This is a genomic window from Spongiactinospora sp. TRM90649 (assembly GCF_029382225.1).
In the GTDB taxonomy this organism is placed as follows: domain Bacteria; phylum Actinomycetota; class Actinomycetes; order Streptosporangiales; family Streptosporangiaceae; genus Spongiactinospora.
Genome location: NZ_JARLTC010000058.1, coordinates 1 through 14980, shown reverse-complemented (window position 1 = coordinate 14980; position 14980 = coordinate 1). Strand labels below are relative to the sequence as shown.

15 protein-coding genes are annotated in these 14980 nt (G+C 71.8%); 10 read left to right on the top strand and 5 right to left on the bottom strand.

Annotated elements, in window-relative coordinates; translation table 11 throughout:
* A complete protein-coding gene (locus tag P3X83_RS41865) occupies positions 1 to 438 on the top strand; it encodes a cupin domain-containing protein (protein ID WP_277311007.1) in 438 nt (145 codons plus the stop codon).
* 336 nt (positions 439 to 774) lie between these two features.
* Here P3X83_RS41865 and P3X83_RS41860 read toward each other — a convergent pair whose 3' ends face one another.
* The gene (locus tag P3X83_RS41860) at positions 775 to 2151 is read right to left on the bottom strand and encodes a helix-turn-helix transcriptional regulator (RefSeq protein WP_277311006.1); all 1377 of its coding nucleotides are present in this window, start codon (positions 2149 to 2151) and stop codon (positions 775 to 777) included.
* A 203-nt stretch (positions 2152 to 2354) separates the two neighbouring features.
* Between P3X83_RS41860 and P3X83_RS41855 the strand changes: the two genes are divergently transcribed.
* Complete coding sequence (locus P3X83_RS41855) at positions 2355 to 2873, top strand: ATP-binding protein (RefSeq protein WP_277311005.1); 519 nt, start codon at positions 2355 to 2357, stop codon at positions 2871 to 2873.
* 62 nt (positions 2874 to 2935) lie between these two features.
* Positions 2936 to 3892, top strand: a complete 957-nt coding sequence (locus tag P3X83_RS41850; RefSeq protein ID WP_277311004.1) for a TauD/TfdA family dioxygenase — start codon at positions 2936 to 2938, stop codon at positions 3890 to 3892.
* Between the two features lie 67 nt (positions 3893 to 3959).
* Here the strand turns inward: P3X83_RS41850 and P3X83_RS41845 are convergent, their stop codons facing one another.
* Positions 3960 to 4553: a TetR/AcrR family transcriptional regulator gene (locus tag P3X83_RS41845; protein ID WP_277311003.1), complete on the bottom strand. Its 594-nt coding sequence runs from the start codon at positions 4551 to 4553 to the stop codon at positions 3960 to 3962.
* 50 nt (positions 4554 to 4603) lie between these two features.
* Here P3X83_RS41845 and P3X83_RS41840 point away from each other — a divergent pair, with 50 nt between their 5' ends.
* The 4 genes from P3X83_RS41840 to P3X83_RS41825 all read left to right on the top strand — a co-directional run bounded on the left by P3X83_RS41840 (position 4604) and on the right by P3X83_RS41825 (position 9432).
* Positions 4604 to 5476: an SDR family NAD(P)-dependent oxidoreductase gene (locus tag P3X83_RS41840; protein ID WP_277311002.1), complete on the top strand. Its 873-nt coding sequence runs from the start codon at positions 4604 to 4606 to the stop codon at positions 5474 to 5476.
* Positions 5477 to 5587: 111 nt separating this feature from the next.
* Positions 5588 to 7360, top strand: coding sequence for a hypothetical protein (locus P3X83_RS41835; RefSeq protein ID WP_277311001.1), 1773 nt, complete (start codon positions 5588 to 5590; stop codon positions 7358 to 7360).
* Positions 7361 to 7430: 70 nt separating this feature from the next.
* Entirely contained in the window at positions 7431 to 8231 is an 801-nt protein-coding gene (locus tag P3X83_RS41830) for an alpha/beta hydrolase (RefSeq protein ID WP_277311000.1), read from the top strand.
* A complete protein-coding gene (locus P3X83_RS41825) occupies positions 8224 to 9432 on the top strand; it encodes a SpoIIE family protein phosphatase (protein ID WP_277310999.1) in 1209 nt (402 codons plus the stop codon). Before P3X83_RS41830 ends, P3X83_RS41825 begins: the two co-directional genes overlap by 8 nt.
* On the opposite strand, the gene P3X83_RS41820 is transcribed toward P3X83_RS41825, so the two are convergent.
* Positions 9429 to 9890: a MarR family transcriptional regulator gene (locus tag P3X83_RS41820; protein ID WP_277310998.1), complete on the bottom strand. Its 462-nt coding sequence runs from the start codon at positions 9888 to 9890 to the stop codon at positions 9429 to 9431. The two genes, P3X83_RS41825 and P3X83_RS41820, sit on opposite strands and share 4 nt — an antisense overlap.
* Before the next feature lie 86 nt (positions 9891 to 9976).
* Here P3X83_RS41820 and P3X83_RS41815 point away from each other — a divergent pair, with 86 nt between their 5' ends.
* From P3X83_RS41815 to P3X83_RS41805, 3 genes are all read left to right on the top strand, one after another.
* Positions 9977 to 10405, top strand: a complete 429-nt coding sequence (locus tag P3X83_RS41815; RefSeq protein ID WP_277310997.1) for a DoxX family protein — start codon at positions 9977 to 9979, stop codon at positions 10403 to 10405.
* Positions 10406 to 10644: 239 nt separating this feature from the next.
* Positions 10645 to 11481, top strand: a complete 837-nt coding sequence (locus P3X83_RS41810) for a hypothetical protein (RefSeq protein ID WP_277310996.1) — start codon at positions 10645 to 10647, stop codon at positions 11479 to 11481.
* A 44-nt stretch (positions 11482 to 11525) separates the two neighbouring features.
* The gene (locus tag P3X83_RS41805; RefSeq protein WP_277310995.1) at positions 11526 to 11897 is read left to right on the top strand and encodes a hypothetical protein; all 372 of its coding nucleotides are present in this window, start codon (positions 11526 to 11528) and stop codon (positions 11895 to 11897) included.
* A 16-nt stretch (positions 11898 to 11913) separates the two neighbouring features.
* Here P3X83_RS41805 and P3X83_RS41800 read toward each other — a convergent pair whose 3' ends face one another.
* Both P3X83_RS41800 and P3X83_RS41795 read right to left on the bottom strand, forming a co-directional pair.
* On the bottom strand, positions 11914 to 12738 hold the full coding sequence (locus tag P3X83_RS41800) for a methyltransferase domain-containing protein (protein WP_277310994.1): 825 nt from the start codon (positions 12736 to 12738) through the stop codon (positions 11914 to 11916).
* Positions 12739 to 12779: 41 nt separating this feature from the next.
* On the bottom strand, positions 12780 to 14980 hold a 2201-nt coding region (locus tag P3X83_RS41795; protein ID WP_277310993.1), incomplete at its 5' end, for an amino acid adenylation domain-containing protein.

Genomic DNA, 14980 nt, shown 5'->3' with positions numbered 1-14980 from the left:
ATGCGCCGCGAGCCGCACGCCGTACCGACGATGGTCTTCGGCTGGGGGTCGATCAAGTGGCATGTGACGCCCGGCAGCGTGGCCGGGGCGTCGTCCACGCTCGGCGAGGTCATCATCAACCCCGGCAAGGGGCACGAACGGCATCTGCACCCCGAGTCCGACGAGATCCTGTACATCATCGAGGGCGAGGGACGCCAGACCGTCGGCGACGAGCCGGAGTTCCCGGTCAAGGCCGGCGACGCGGTCTGGATCCCGCGCGGCGTGCTGCACAGCACGTTCAACACCACCTGGCGGCCACTGCGGATCATCGCCACCTACACGCCAGGGGGCGCCGAGGCGGCCCTGCGCGAGCTGCCCGACTTCGTCGAGCTGCCTCCGGGTGAGGGTCCCCGCTGGGCCGTGGACCATGGGGACGGAGGCGCTCAGCGCCGATCGTGACGGGCCTGTCGTGCGGGCCGGTCGCGGGCGGTGGTCGTGGTTCGGCGATCATCCGGCGTCCGCCTACCGGGCCGCCCGGGGGCGACCCGGTGGTAGCAGGCGTCGTGCCGGTCGGACCTTACTGGGCGCCGTCGTCGTCCTCGTCGTCACCGCCGGGGGCGGAACCGGCGCCGTCGGGCTCCGGCTGCGGCGCGGGATCGGACGGCTTGTCCTTGGGAGGCCCGCTGTGCTTGCCCATCTGCCTCGTTTCTCCCTCCACTCCAGTGATTGCTAAGCGTGAGGGTATGGCTACGCACAGCCGGACGGCAAGCCCTTATCAGCGGCTGTCCAGGGGGTTCAGACGGCGAGCCGCTGGGCGACGTGGGCGCGGAATTCCGCCACCTTGATGGTCTTCTCATAGGGCTTGAGTCTTTTGTCGAACTGCTTGAGGCGTTCGACGACACGCGGCGACGGGGCCAGGCCGGTGTCGGAGAGGGACCGCCGGGCCGTGTCCAGAGCCTGTTCCAGTTCGCGCTTGCCCAGGTACGCGTGGGCCGCGCTGATCCAGGTCAGTTGCGCGGATCGGGGCCGGGGAAGCGTGAACCTGCGCGCCGCCGATTCCGCGTTCTCGACCGCCCGGTCGGCCTGGCCGAGCAGCCGCCAGCTCACGGCGGTCTCCGCGCCCAGCTCGTGCTCGTCGTATCGCACGCTCCAGTAGGGGTCACGGTCGCTCGCCCCCTGAGCGAAGGCGCGCTCGCCCTCGCCGATCAGCTTTTCGACCTCCTTGGCACTGTGGCCGTCGCCGGTCTGACCTGGGCGGGTGATCAGTGCCCGCGTCCACGCCTCGCGCACCAGCAGCAGCGCCATGAAACGCGGCGGGGCCTCCCCTCGCCGGGCGCTGTCCACGGCGGCGCGGGCCAGCAGTGCCGCCTGTTTGTGCTCCCCGGTGTAGATGGCCTGAAGGCTCATGTTCGTCAGCACGTGCGCGCCGAACAGCGGGTTGTCGGCGACCTTGGCCAGTTTGAGCGCCTGGCCGTAGTAGTGCTGGGCCTGACCGTGGTTGCCCTGGTCGAAGGCCGTCCAGCCGACGAGTGAGACGATCTCCGCCGCCGCGGGCAGGAGGGCCGCGCCGACCCGTTCGTTGTAGGTGCCGCGCAGCATGGGGGCGACGGTGGTGTTCAGGTAGTCGACCACGGCGGGCCGGGCGATGGCGCTGCCGTACTGGTGGTCGAGTCGGCTGAGCGTTCGCCACATCTGGTGCAGCCGATCGACGTCGGGCATGCCCACGGCGCGTCCTGCCGCCTGCGAGGCCGCACTGCCGGACGGGCCGTAGCTCCAGGCCGACAGCCAGCCGTCTACCGCCGCCGGCACGAAGGGCAGAGCCGCTAGAAGGTGGCGCCTTTCGAGGTCCACTTCAGCCCTCCAGATCTTCTCGGCCACTTTCACCGTAGATTCCATGGACATGTCACTGAAGTCCGTCAAAGGGAAGACCTCTGTTTCGACGGGCTCGCCCCCCTCCACCCATCGCTCGACCTCCTCCCCCGTCACCCCGAAGACGGCGGCGATCCGCGCCCGGTACACAGGGCGGATGTCCTGCCTGCCGCGCTCCCAGCGGCTGACCGTGGTGGTGGCCACGAGCAGCGCCTCGGCGGCGTCGTCCTGATTCATGCCGAGCCGTTTGCGCGCCCGCGCCAGCTCGGGCCGCCCACGCGGGATCCCGGCGCCGCCGTCCATGATGCCTCCTTGTATCCAATCGACTACTCATTGTGTCCGGCCGACTTGAGGCGCGATCGCCCGTCGCGGGAAACGGCAGGGAAACGACCACCGCCGCCGTGTCACTCGTTCCGCGCGGCCAACGGCGCGGCCGGAAACTGCCGGACCCGATCCGGCGTGCCGTTTCCTGCTCCTCACATCGACGAGTGAAGGAGCAGCCGCCCATGCCGAACCCCCCGACGCCCGGCCGTCCGCGCGGGCCCATCGACGTGATCGTCCAGGCGCTACTGGCCGGTACGGCGGTGCGCGAGGCCCGGCGCGTGGTGCGCGCGGCGCTCGAAACGGAAGGGCTCGGCGAGGACGCGATCTTCGACGCCGAGGTGGCCGTGGCCGAGCTGGCGGCCAACGCCGTACGGCATGCCCGCCCGCCGTACGAGGTGCGGGTGTTCACCGTCGCGGGGATCCCGGCCTGGTGTGAGTGCGTGGACGGCGAGCCCGCGTCCGGCCGGGTGGAGGCGGCGCTGGCCCTGGCGGGCACGGGTCACGGGCGCGGCTCGCTCGCCGAGCACGGCCGGGGGCTGGCGCTGGTGCATGGGCTGTCCGAGGGGTACTGCCGGGCGTACACGACGGCGCTGTCCGGCACGGGGGCGCCGGGCAAGGCCGTGGCGTTCGCGCTGCCCAGCCGGTCGGGGGCCCGGCTGATGTTCCCGCCGACGCTCACTATTCCCTGTATTTCCTATTGATTTTACCGGGAACGCCGCGCACCATCGAAGTGGCCTTACCCCGCACACCCACGGAGAGCCGAATGCCAGTTGCCACCAGCACCCTCGACATCCGGCGCGTCGCCGGGCACATCGGCGCGGAGATCAAGGGGGTCGATCTCAGCCGTCCGCTCGACCCGTCCACGGTCGATGAGATCCGCAGAGCCCTGCTCGCCAACAAGGTCGTCTTCTTCAGGGGCCAGACGCTCGACCACGGCTCACAGATCGACTTCGCCCGGCAGTTCGGCGAGCCGACCCACGCCCACCCGCACGAGGACGCCCCGCCGGAGGACCACCCGCAGATCCTCACCATCGACCCACGGCGCTACGAGCAGCGCTACGGCGTGGGCTACCGCGAGCAGTACCGGGAGCGCCGCTACTCCTACTACTCCGGCTGGCACACCGACGTCACCGCCGCCGTCAACCCTCCCGCGGCCTCCATCCTGCGCGCCGAGACCGTCCCGGAGTTCGGCGGGGACACCCAGTGGACCAACCTGGTGGCCGCCTATGAGGGGCTCTCCGAGCCGCTGCGCCGCCTCGTGGACGGCCTGCGCGCCGAACACCGCTTCCTGGCGGGCTACAAGCCGGCGGAGGAGGGCAAACTACAGAAGCGGATCAACGACAACCTGCTGGTCTCGGTGCACCCGGTGGTGCGCGTCCACCCCGAGACCGGGGAGCGGGCGCTGTTCGTCAACCCCGGCTTCACGGACCGGATCGTCGGGGTGTCGGCGTTGGAGAGCCGCCGCATCCTGGAACTGCTGTACGAGCAGATCACCCGGCCCGAGTACACCGTCCGGTTCCGGTGGGCGCCCGGGAGCGTCGCCTTCTGGGACAACCGCGCCACCGCCCACCTGGCCCCGACCGACCTCGACCATCTCGACGTGCAGCGCACCCTGCACCGGGTGACGCTCATCGGTGACCGTCCGGTCGGCCCGGACGGGTTCGTGTCCGAGATCGTGGCCGGGCGCGAGTTCACCGCCGAGGCGCACGTCGTGGCCTGACGGCCACGGCGTACGAACGTGCGGGCGGGAAAGGCGGCGACCCCGCCCGCACAACGCTCCCCCATCCTCAGCCGCGCGCCTCGGCGTCCCCGAGGCCGGATCGGATCGCGTCGATCAGCATGCGGACCAGTTGCTCCCCGCCGACCTGCCATTTCTCCTTCGCCAGGTGGCCGCTGAGCTCCAGTCCCGCGATCCCGTGCGCGCTCGACATCAGCAGAGCGCCGTACCGGCGGGCGTCGGATTCGCCGACCACGTCGGCGACGATGTCGAGGAACCGACCTTCCAGGCGGCTCGCGGCCCCGGCGGCGTCCGGGTCGTCCGCCGGAGTGCTGAACATCAGCGCGTACCGGTGCGGCTGCCGCCGTCCGACCTCGATGAGCGTCAGCAGGGCCCGCTCAAGCCGTGCGCCCGGGGTCATGCCCGGGTCGGCCCGCAGTCGTTCCACCTCGTCCGCCACCGCGTTCCAGGCGTTGACGGCCAGCTCGGTCAGCAGACGCGCCTTGTGCTCGAAGTGCCCGTAGGGCGCGCCGCGCGAGACCCCGGCACGGGCCCCCACCGCGCGGAGGGTCACCGCGTCGGGCCCCCCTTCGTCGAGCAGGTCGGACGCGGCGCGCACCAGGGCGTCCCGGGTCGCCGCAGCGGTCTCGGCTCGCGTCACCACGTCGCCGATTCTAGTTGACAGCGTCATATGAGTGCCCCAAGGTAATTCATATGACAGCGTCACATGGAAATGAGATCATGGTCGTCTCCGGCGCTTCAACGGGCATCGGCGCCGCGACGGCTCGCGAGCTGGCCGCTCGCGGCTTCCACGTCCTCGCCGGAGTCCGGCGCGAACGCGACGGAGACGCGATCCGGGGCGACGGCGTCGAACCGGTGATCCTCGACCTCACGCGGCCCGAGCACGTGCGGGCCCTCGCCGACCGCATCGCCTCCGACCCGCGCCACCGCCCGCTCCGCGCCCTCGTCAACAACGCGGCCATCTCGGTCAACGCGCCGGCCGAGGTCCTCCCCCTGGACGAGTGGCGGCGGCTGTTCGACGTCAACCTGTTCGGGCACATCGCCATCACGCAGGCGCTGCTGCCGTTCCTCCACCGGAGCCACGGCAGGATCGTGAACATCAGCTCGGTGGGCGGGAAGATCGCGATGGCCACGTACGGCGCGTACGCGGGCGCGAAGTTCGCCCTTGAGGCGGTCAGCGACTCGCTCCGCCGTGAACTCGCCCCACATGGAGTCCAGGTCGTCGTCGTCGAGCCCGGCGCGGTGAGGTCCGAGATGGCCGGTCGCGGCGCGGCCACCGCCAACGATCTCGCCGCGATGATGAACCCCGAACAGCGACGGCGGTACGGCGGGCTCATCGAGGCCGTGGTCGCCCACTCGCTGGCGTTCACCCGGAACGGCCTGCCGTCGGCCAGGGCCGGGGCCGTCATCGCCGACGCCGCCACCGTGCGGCGACCGCGCACGCGCTACACCGTCGGCCGCGACGCGGCCCTGCTGACCCGCCTGGCGCGCTTCCTTCCCGATCGGGTCCTCGACCGGATCGCCGCGGCGAACCTCCGGCCGTACCTGCCCCGGCAGGGCACGTAACGGCATCCGAACGTGAGGGCGGGAAAGGCGGCGGACCCGCCCCGAACGGCGCTACGATCATCCGGATTTCGCGATGATCCGGGCTTCTTCACAAGAGAATTGGGATGCGCCGTGCGCCGGTACAGGTTCGGGCGGGCCGCCGCCGTCATCGTCGGCCTCTATCTGGTCTTCGTCGCGGTGGCCTCGGCGCTGGAACTGCGCCGGGGGCGTTACTGGCCCGACTGGGCGAAGATCGCCTGGGCCGAGTCCGATGAGGGGTTCACTTCTCCCCTGCTGTTCGCGGCGGCCGTGGTGCTCATGGCCTGGATGTTCTGGCAGATCTTCCACGGCCCCCTCGTCGTCGCCGAGCCCGCCGGGAGGCCGGAGAAGGCCGTCGTCTGGTTACGCCGGGTGCTCTATTTCGCCGTCGTCGGCGAGCTGATCCTGCTCGAAGTGGCCGATGACCTCTACGACCCGGCGGAGCCGCTTCTCGCCCTGCTGACCTGGGGCGCCTTGGTCGGCCTCTTCGCCAGAGTCCTCGACCGGGCGCCCCGTCCGCTCCGGGCGATCACGCTGGTGTTCGGCGTGCTCTACACCGCCACGCCCCTCCTGTGGCTGGTGGACGAGTTCACCGGCTTCGAGCTCGACATCGATCTCAGGCTGCTGCTCGGCGTCGCCACTCTGGTCTGGACGGCGTTGATCCTCTGGGCGCAGCGGGCCGACGGGCGGTGGAGCGCGGGAACGGTGTGGATCGGCTGGCTGGCCCTCGTCGCCCCGCCCCTGCTGCGACTTCTCCCCGACGCCTACTCCGACCCCGGCTGGATGATCGGCCCCTCTCGTTTCTCCTCCTGGGTCGTGATCATCGAGGCACTCGACCTGCTCACCGCGGTCTGGCTCGCGCGCAGCGCCCACGAACTGGCCCACCCGCGTGGCGCGGTGACGCCCCGGGCGGGTCTCCCGCGAACGCTCAAAGCGGTGTGGGTGCTCATTCCGGCCCTGTTCGCGGTCCAGGCCGAGGAGACGCCCCGGTTCACCTACACCGGCATGGACGACGGGTGCTTCGCCTGGACGGCCGAGCACCGCCCCTACGGCGACACGCGCCCGGAGGACCGTGAGCGCGCCTTCCTATGTCATGCCAGGTCCACCATGGACGGCATGGATCCGTCGTTCCCGGACGAGGTGCCCGACCAGCGGATCCTCGCGTACGGCAGAGCGCTGTGCGCCGCCCGCGATGTGGAAGCGGAGCAAGCCCTGCCCCCGGCGCCCGGCGGGGGCAGGAGGTCCAGGGCCTACGACGCGAGCCGGTTGGTGTTCCTGTGCCCGGAGATCATCGGCGCCGAGCAGCCCGGCCTGTTGCGCGGCAGCGCCCAGGTCAGACAGGACACGCGCGACTTCATCGCCGAGGAGAACGCGCGCTGCGCCGACCCCTGGCCCCGCGTGCGCGCCCACCGGCAGGGGACGGTCGCCTACTTCCTCGGCGAGGGCGGCGGCTACTACATCTACGACGACAAGACCGACGTGGAGGACACCGGCGAATCCGACACCAGGGATCGGAAGGACGGGTTCATGGAGGTGACCGAGACCGGCGCGGTCGTGGAAACCTGGATCGAGAACGAGCCGCTCTGCGTCACCGCCAAGGCGTTCCGCTCCGCCCCGCCGCTGCGCGCCAAGGGGTGGGCCCTGGTCTCCGAGGTCGGCGTGCGGAGCAGGAGCGGGCGGCTGGCCGTCCCCCAGTCGGGCGAACTCGGCGGGCCGTCCGCCACCGAACTGCCCAACCTGGCCGCCGCCGGCCCCGGCCGCTACCGCGTGCGGCTCTACGTCAGGGACGACGGCGAGCACCCCATCGAGCATCTGATCGTGACCTACCCCGGACGATCCGACAAACGGGTGATTCTTAGCAAGTAGCCCTTCTCACCAGGGCGGACTCTCTACGCGTAGACGGTGGACGATCACGCATAACGGGAAGATGTCCCGCATGGGCGTGCGAGACCGGAACAACGTCGTGATGACCGGGCCTCCCGATGCTCCCGTCGTGATGCTGGCCCACGGATTCGGCTGTGACCAGAACCTCTGGCGGCTGGTGGCCCCGGTCCTGGCGAAGGAGTTCCGGGTGGTCATGTTCGACTACGTGGGCTCCGGCGGCTCCGACCTGTCGCAGTGGCGCGAGGACCGCTACGCCACGCTGGACGGCTACGCCCGCGACGTGCTCGACATCGCGGGCGCGCTCGACCTGCGCGGGGCGGTGTTCGTCGGCCACTCGGTCAGCGCGATGATCGGCGTGCTGGCCGCCGCCGCCGAGCCTGAGCGGTTCGGCGGGCTGGTGCTGCTCGTCCCCTCCCCCTGCTACATCGACGAGGAGGGCTACCGGGGCGCGTTCACCGCCGCCGACATCGACGAGCTACTGGACTCGCTGGAGGCCAACTACCTGGGCTGGTCGGCCGCGATGGCCCCGGTGATCATGGGCAACCCGGAGCGCCCCGAGCTGGGCGAGGAGCTGGCGAACGCCTTCTGCCGTACCGACCCGGCGATCGCGCGGGTGTTCGCCCGCGCCACGTTCCTCGCCGACAACCGGGCCGACCTGCCCGGCGTGCGCGTGCCGACCCTCGTCGTGGACTGCGAGCACGACGTGATCGCGCCCCGCGAGGTCGGCGCGTACGTGCACGCCGCCATCCCGGGCAGCCGCCTGGTCACCCTGCGGGCCACCGGCCACTGCCCACAGCTCAGCGCCCCGGAGGTCACCGCCGCGGCCATCGCCGACTTCGCCCGCCGTGTCTGATCCCCAGCGCGAGGAGTGCGCCCCGCCGTTGGAGGACAGCGCCGACGACCTGTACGAGAACGCGCCCTGCGGCTACCTGTCCACCCTGCCGGACGGCACCATCGTCAAGATCAACGGCACCCTGCTGGACTGGCTCGGCCGTCGCCGCGAGGACGTGGTCGGACGGCTGCGCTTCACCGACCTGCTCACGGTCGGCGGCAGGCTCTACCACGAGACGCACTACGCCCCGCTGCTGCACATGCAGGGCCGGGTCGGCGAGATCGCGCTGGAGCTGGCCACGGCCGGGGGCGGACGGCTGCCGGTGCTGGTCGCCTCGGTGGTGAAGCACTCCGCCGAGGGCACGCCGGCGCTGATCCGGACCATGATCTCCGACGCCCGCGCCCGGCGGGCCTACGAGGCCGAGCTGCTGCGCGCCCGCCGCGAGGCGGAGGAGGCCCACCGGGCGGCCGAGGTGGACCGGGCGCGGCTGCAGCAGGTGGTGGCCACGCTGCAGAGCAGCCTGCTGCCGCCGTCGCTGCCCGCCGTACCGGGGCTGACGGCGGTGGCCCACTACCAGGCGGCCTCGCCGGACAACCTGGGCGGCGACTTCTACGACCTGTTCTCGCTGGGCGGCGAGCGCTGGGCCTTCTTCCTGGGCGACGTGGTCGGCAAGGGGCCGGAGGCGGCGGCGGTGACCTCGCTGGCCCGGTACACGCTGCGGGCGGCGGCGATGCACGACCCGGCCCCGGCGAAGGTGCTCGCCACGCTGGACACCGTCCTGAACGAGCGCCACACCGGCGAGGACCCCCGCTACTGCACGGTCATCGCCGGGTCGCTCTCCCCCGGCGACGGCACGTTCGGCGTCGAGCTGGCCAGCGGCGGGCATCCGCCCGCCCTGCTGCTGCGCGCGGACGGCGAAGCCGCGTACCTGCCCACCACCGGCGGGCTCGTCGTGGGCCTGCTGCCCACCGCGACGTTCATCTCGACCGGGGTCGTGCTCCGGCCGGGCGACACGCTGCTGCTCTACACCGACGGGCTCACCGAGGCCCGCACCGGGAAGGGCGACGAGCGGTTCGGCGACGCGGCGCTGCTCGACCTCGCCCGGCGGCTGGCCCCGGCCACGGCGCGGGAGACCGTCGCCGCGATCGTGGACCTGCTGCACGGGTTCGGCGACGGCCTGGAGGACGACGCCGCGCTGCTGGCGCTCGGCGTGCCCGCCTAGCCGAGCGCGCCCATCGCCCGGTTGGCCTTGCCCATGGCCGAGGTGAGCGAGGCCAGCTCGTCTCGGGTCAGGGTGTCGATCAGGTACTTGCGCACCACATCGACGTGGCCGGGCGCGAGTCGCCGCAGGCAGTGCAGGCCCTGCTCGGTGAGCACCGCCAGGACTCCGCGCTCGTCGTCGGGGCAGTCGGTCCGCCGCACCATTCCGGACTTCTCCAATTGCCCGATTTGGTAGGTCAGCGCGCTCTTCGACACCACGACCAGCCTGGCCAGTTCGGTCATCCGAAGCTGGCGCTCGGGGGCCGCGGAGAGCGCGACCATGATCTCGTACTGCGGGTGCGTGACCCCCGCGTCGGACTTGAGCTGCTCTTCTATCAGCTTCTCCAGCCGGTGGTAGGCGGTCAGGAACGCATACCAGGCGGCAAACTCCTCGGAGTCCAGCCATCGGGTTTCGGGCACGTTTCCCAGTTTACTGTTGTTTAGATTTGAACGAACCTCTACAGTAGCAGTCGTTCAAATTCGAACCAGTTGTCAGGGAGGCGTTCATGATCGACCGCGCCCGGCCCATCGCGTTGCTGCTCGCCAGGGTGGCCATCGGCGCCGTCTTCTTCGTCCACGGCTGGATGAAGCTGACCCAGATGGGCCTCGGCATGACGACCCAGTTCTTCGAGGGATCCGGGGTGCCGCTGGCGATGATCGCCGCGCCCGCGATCACCTTCCTGGAGATCATCGGTGGTGTCGCCTTCATCCTCGGCGCGGCGCTCCCCGTGTTCGGCGTCCTGCTCGCCCTCGACATGGTGGGCGCGATGTTCTTCGTCCACTTCGCCAACGGCTTCACCGTGGACAAGGGCGGCTACGAGTTCGTGCTCGCCCTCGGCGCGGGAGCCCTCGCCGTGGCCTTCAGCCGCGGCGGCGCGTTCGCCCTCGACGATCTCTGGCACCGTCGCCGCCAGAGCGCCACGACGAACGCCTGAAGACGTGGTGCGAGGCGTGGTCCCCACTGACCAAGCCCGCGTCTCGCTCCACCGCACAACCCTCCCGGCACGGTACGACGGGGTCCGGCCCGCCGTAGCGTGCCGGGAGGCCCATAGCCGCCGGACATACGCCCTTCCCCGGTCGTAAGATCCCAGCACGACGGCGGCGCGTGCTGTCAACCGAACGTGCCGGTCCCCCGTCTCCACTTGTGTCACATCCGTCGCAACTGGAGTCCACTGTGCGCGTCCGCTCACCCTTAGCCCGACTGTCACTCGGCCTCTTACTCGCCGCCGGTCCCGCACTCGCCGGGGAACCGGCCCACGCGACGACAGCGACCTCAGCGACCTCGGTGGTGGAGTACTCCTGCACCGACACCGCGACGAACATTCCGCAGCCGGTCAGCCTGAACATCGAGCTGACCATGCCGACGTCGGCCCCGCTGGACGCGACGATGACCATCACCTGGACCGGCCGCTACTCCTCCGCCGGCATCCTCGCCCCCGCCATTGGGCTCCCCGCGGGGGCCAAGCTCTTCGCCTACGCGGGCATCAGCGGCATCGACAAGCTCACCTCGGCCACCGGGACCGCCAGCCTCGCCCCCACCGACGCGGACGGGATCATCGAACTGCCCGACGGCGGGGTGACCCTCAGCACCACCCCCAGGGCCAACGGCACGGGAACCGTCCGGCCCGGCGACATCAACATCGGCACCAGCACGCAGAACCTGCTGATCAAGTGCGAGGTCACCAACAAGGACGCGCTGACCACCTATCCCCTCACCGTCGGCACCGGCGGCACGGGCGGCGGCTCCAGCCCGAGCCCCAGCCCCAGCCCGAGCGCCAGTACGAGCACTAGCCCGAGCCCCAGCCCGTCCGCGTCCGAAGACGACGACACCGACCTCACCGAGTCGGACGGCAACGGCAGCGTGGCCAAGACCCCGATCGGCGGGGCGAGCACCGGAGGCGGCGGCGACGCGGGCCCCGACGGACGCGTGCTGGTACTGGTCGGAGCCGTCGTCATCCTCGCCGCGGGCACCGGCCTCACCCTCCGCCGCCGCGGCCTGCACGCCCGGTGACCCACCTCCTGGACGTTCACCGGCCGTAGGTGGATGGTTATGACATGTCACGCCGCGCATTGATCTGGCTGGGCCTGTCGCTGCTGCTCGCGGGCACGGGCACCGTGCTCGCGACCGTGGCGTGGGTGGACCTGCAACAGGCCGACCAGATCGCCGGCGTCGTCGGCGGGACGGCGGGGGTCGCCGGGCTCGTGCTGACCGTCGTCGTGCTGGTCGTCCCGCCGAAGCCCCAGCCGGAACCGGAGCCCGAGCCGGAACCGGCGGCGCGGCCGTCTTCCGGGAGCGCCCGCATCGACCAGCGCATCACCGCTTCGGGCCCCGGCTCCACCGCCTTCGGGGTGATCAACGGCGACATCGTCCACCACCCCGGCCCCCCGGGAAAGCCGCCAGGCGAGGACCCCGGTGACCCCGCCTAACGTGTGACGGGGAGCATCAGCGCTTCTTCCACACCGTGACGTGGGCCTCGAAGTAGTCGTACTCGCGCGGATTCTGGCGCAGCACGCCCGCCTCGTCCTTCTCCAGCATCAGGTCCAGGCCGCCGGACAGCACGTTCTTCAGGCCCTGCTCGCTCGTGACGCAGTCGCCTGAGGACCCGAGCCAGGTCTCCGGGGGGCTGAACTCCGGGTACCAGGACCATGGGCAGGCGACCATGAGCAGCCCGCCCCGGCGCAGCAGGGCCGTGGAGTCGGTGAACTGACGCAGGCACACCTCGGGGTCGCGGACGCGGTCCAGCACGTTGGAGAGCACCACCGCGTCGTACGGGCGGGACGGCACGGCGAGCGAGCACGCGTCGTCCACGTCGAACTCCACGCGGGCCCGCCGCTCGGCCTCGGGCAGGGTCACCTGGATCTCCCTGGAGAACGGCCCGAGCTGCACCACGCTGAAGGTCCCGCCGCCGTGGCGCGTCAGCGACTGGGCGATCTCGATGGACCGGGGGCTAGCGTCGATGCCGACCACCACGTCCTGCACCCACGTGCTCAGCGCGTGCGAGATGCCTCCGACGCTGCACCCGGCGTCCAGCGCGGTCCGCACGAGCGTGCCGGTGCGCAGCGCGACCAGCTCCAGCAGTTCCGACAGGCGCGCGGGATAGCCGTGCGAGGGGGCCAGCGGATGATGCGGGCGCTCGAACGCGTCCTCCACGGTCCCGTAGTGCATGAGCAGGTACTTCGATATGTCGCGGGCCGTCTCGTAGGCCGAGCCGTCTGCCTCGTCCTGGAGCAGCTCGTCTTCCTTGAGAAGCACAGGGGGTACTGCCACTGTCTCGCTCCCTGATTCGTCGGTCGATGGACGGCGTGCCGTCACGCTGGTCCGGGCCGCGCCCTGCGGCGCAGCATCGGTCTGGCAGGGCGGGCCTCGTCGAGTCGTTCCGCGAGCCTCGCCACCGTGGGGGCGTCGAAGACCGCGCGGATGCCCACCTCCACGTTGAGCACCGCGCGGATCCGGTTGACCAGGCGGCCCACCTGCAGCGAGTGCCCGCCGAGGTCGAAGAAGCTGACGTCTGCGCCTACCTCCGGCAGGCCCAGCACCTCGGCGAACAGGCCGCACAGCAGCTCCTCGCGCGGCGTGCGCGGGCCCCGGCCGGTGCCGTCCTGCCTGGGGACGGGCAGCGCGGCGCGGTCGAGCTTGCCGTTCGGGGTGACCGGCAGCGCGGCCAGCGCGACGATCGCGGCCGGGACCATGTAGTCCGGGAGCACCCGCGCCGCCTCGGCGCGCAGCAGGGCCGGATCGGGCTCCTCGGGCGCGCCCGGCACCGGGGTGACGTAGGCGACCAGCCGTTTGCCGCCCGACCCGTCGTCGGCCGCGACGACCGCGGCCTGCCCGACGCCGGGCAGCGCCGCCAGCGCGGCCTCGACCTGGGCGGGCTCCACCCGGTGGCCGCGGATCTTGACCTGGTCGTCGGCCCGGCCGGTGAAGATCAGGTCTCCGTCGGCGTTCCAGCGGGCCAGGTCGCCGGTGCGGTACATGCGGGTGCCCGGCGGGCCGTACGGGTCGGCGACGAAGCGCTCCGCCGTCAGCGCGGGCTGTTCCGCGTAGCCGATGGCCAGCCCCGCGCCCGCGAGGTGGACCTCGCCCTCGACGCCGTGCGGCACCGGCCGCAGGCGGTCGTCGAGCAGGTGGATCCGGGTGGCGTCCAGCGGGAGCCCCAGCGGCACCGGCGAGCCGTCCAGGGCCGGGACGATGTGCGGGGCCTGGGTGACGCACAGGGTGGCCTCGGTCGGGCCGTAGGTGGTGCGGACGATCAGCCCCGGATGCTCGCGCAGCAGCCGGTCCACGGCCTGCGGGGCGATCACGTCGCCGCCGGTGGTCACCTCGGTCAGCCGTCCGAACGCCCCGGTGGCGTCCTCGGCCAGGACGCGGAACAGCCCGGCGGTCAGCGACAGGTGGGTCACCTCGTGGCGGGCCAGTTCGGCGGCGAAGACCGTCGGGTCGATGAGGTCGGAGGCGGCCACGGCCACCGCCGCCCCCTGCGTCAGCGGGGCGAAGATCTCGTAGACGGACGCGTCGAAGGCGTGCGGGGCGTGGAACAGCACCCGGTCGCCCTCGCCGATGCCCCAGCACTGGTCAAGGGCCAGGTCGGCGACGTTCTGGTGGGTGACCACGATGCCCTTGGGCCTGCCGGTGGAGCCGGAGGTGAACATCACGTATGCGGGCTGCCCCGGATCCACCCGGGGCAGCGGGCGGCCGGGATCGGCGTCGGCGGGTGGGGCCGGTTCGTCCTGCGGGACCGTGATGACGTGGCGGCCCTCGGCGGCCTGCTCGACGGTCAGCGCGTGGAACCGGTAGGCGGCGTCGGTGAGCAGCACCGGGCCGGTCACCGTGGCGAGCACCGCGCGCGACTGCGCGTCCGGCTGCTGCGTGTGCAGCGGCAGGTAGTAGGCGCCGGCCCTGAGCACGGCCAGGATCGCCACGATCAGCTCCGGCGAGCGCCGCATCAGCAGCGGCACCGCCGTGCCCGGCCGGACTCCCGCGCGCAGCAGGTCGCGGGCCAGCCGTCCGGAGCGTGCGTCCAGCTCGCGGTAGGTGAGCCGTCCGGCGTCGTGCAGGACGGCGGGCGCGTCCGGTGTCCGCGCGGCCCGCTCGGCGAACAGCCCCGTCACCGTGCGGGACGGCGGCGGCCCGCCGGTCGCGTTGAACACGGCCAGCCGCCGGCGCTCCCCCGCCGTGCGCACGTCGAGGTCGCCGACCCGGGTGTCCGGAGCGGCGGCGACCTGGGCCAGCACCTTGAGCAGCCGCTCCCCGAACGCCCGGACGGTGCCGCGCTCGAACAGGCCGGTCGCGTAGGTGAGCTGGAGCCGGTCGTCCCGCAGGGTCACCTCCAGCTCGAAGCGCGACACCTCGTGGACGGCGTCCTCGGGCGTGCAGTCCAGGCCGGGCAGGGCGAACGCGGGGACGGAGTCCAGCTCGCTCTGCACGGTCAGGCACACCTGGATGAGGGGGTGGTGGGTGAGGGTGCGGGCGGGCTGGAGGTCTTCGATGAGCCGGTCGAAGGGGAGGTCGG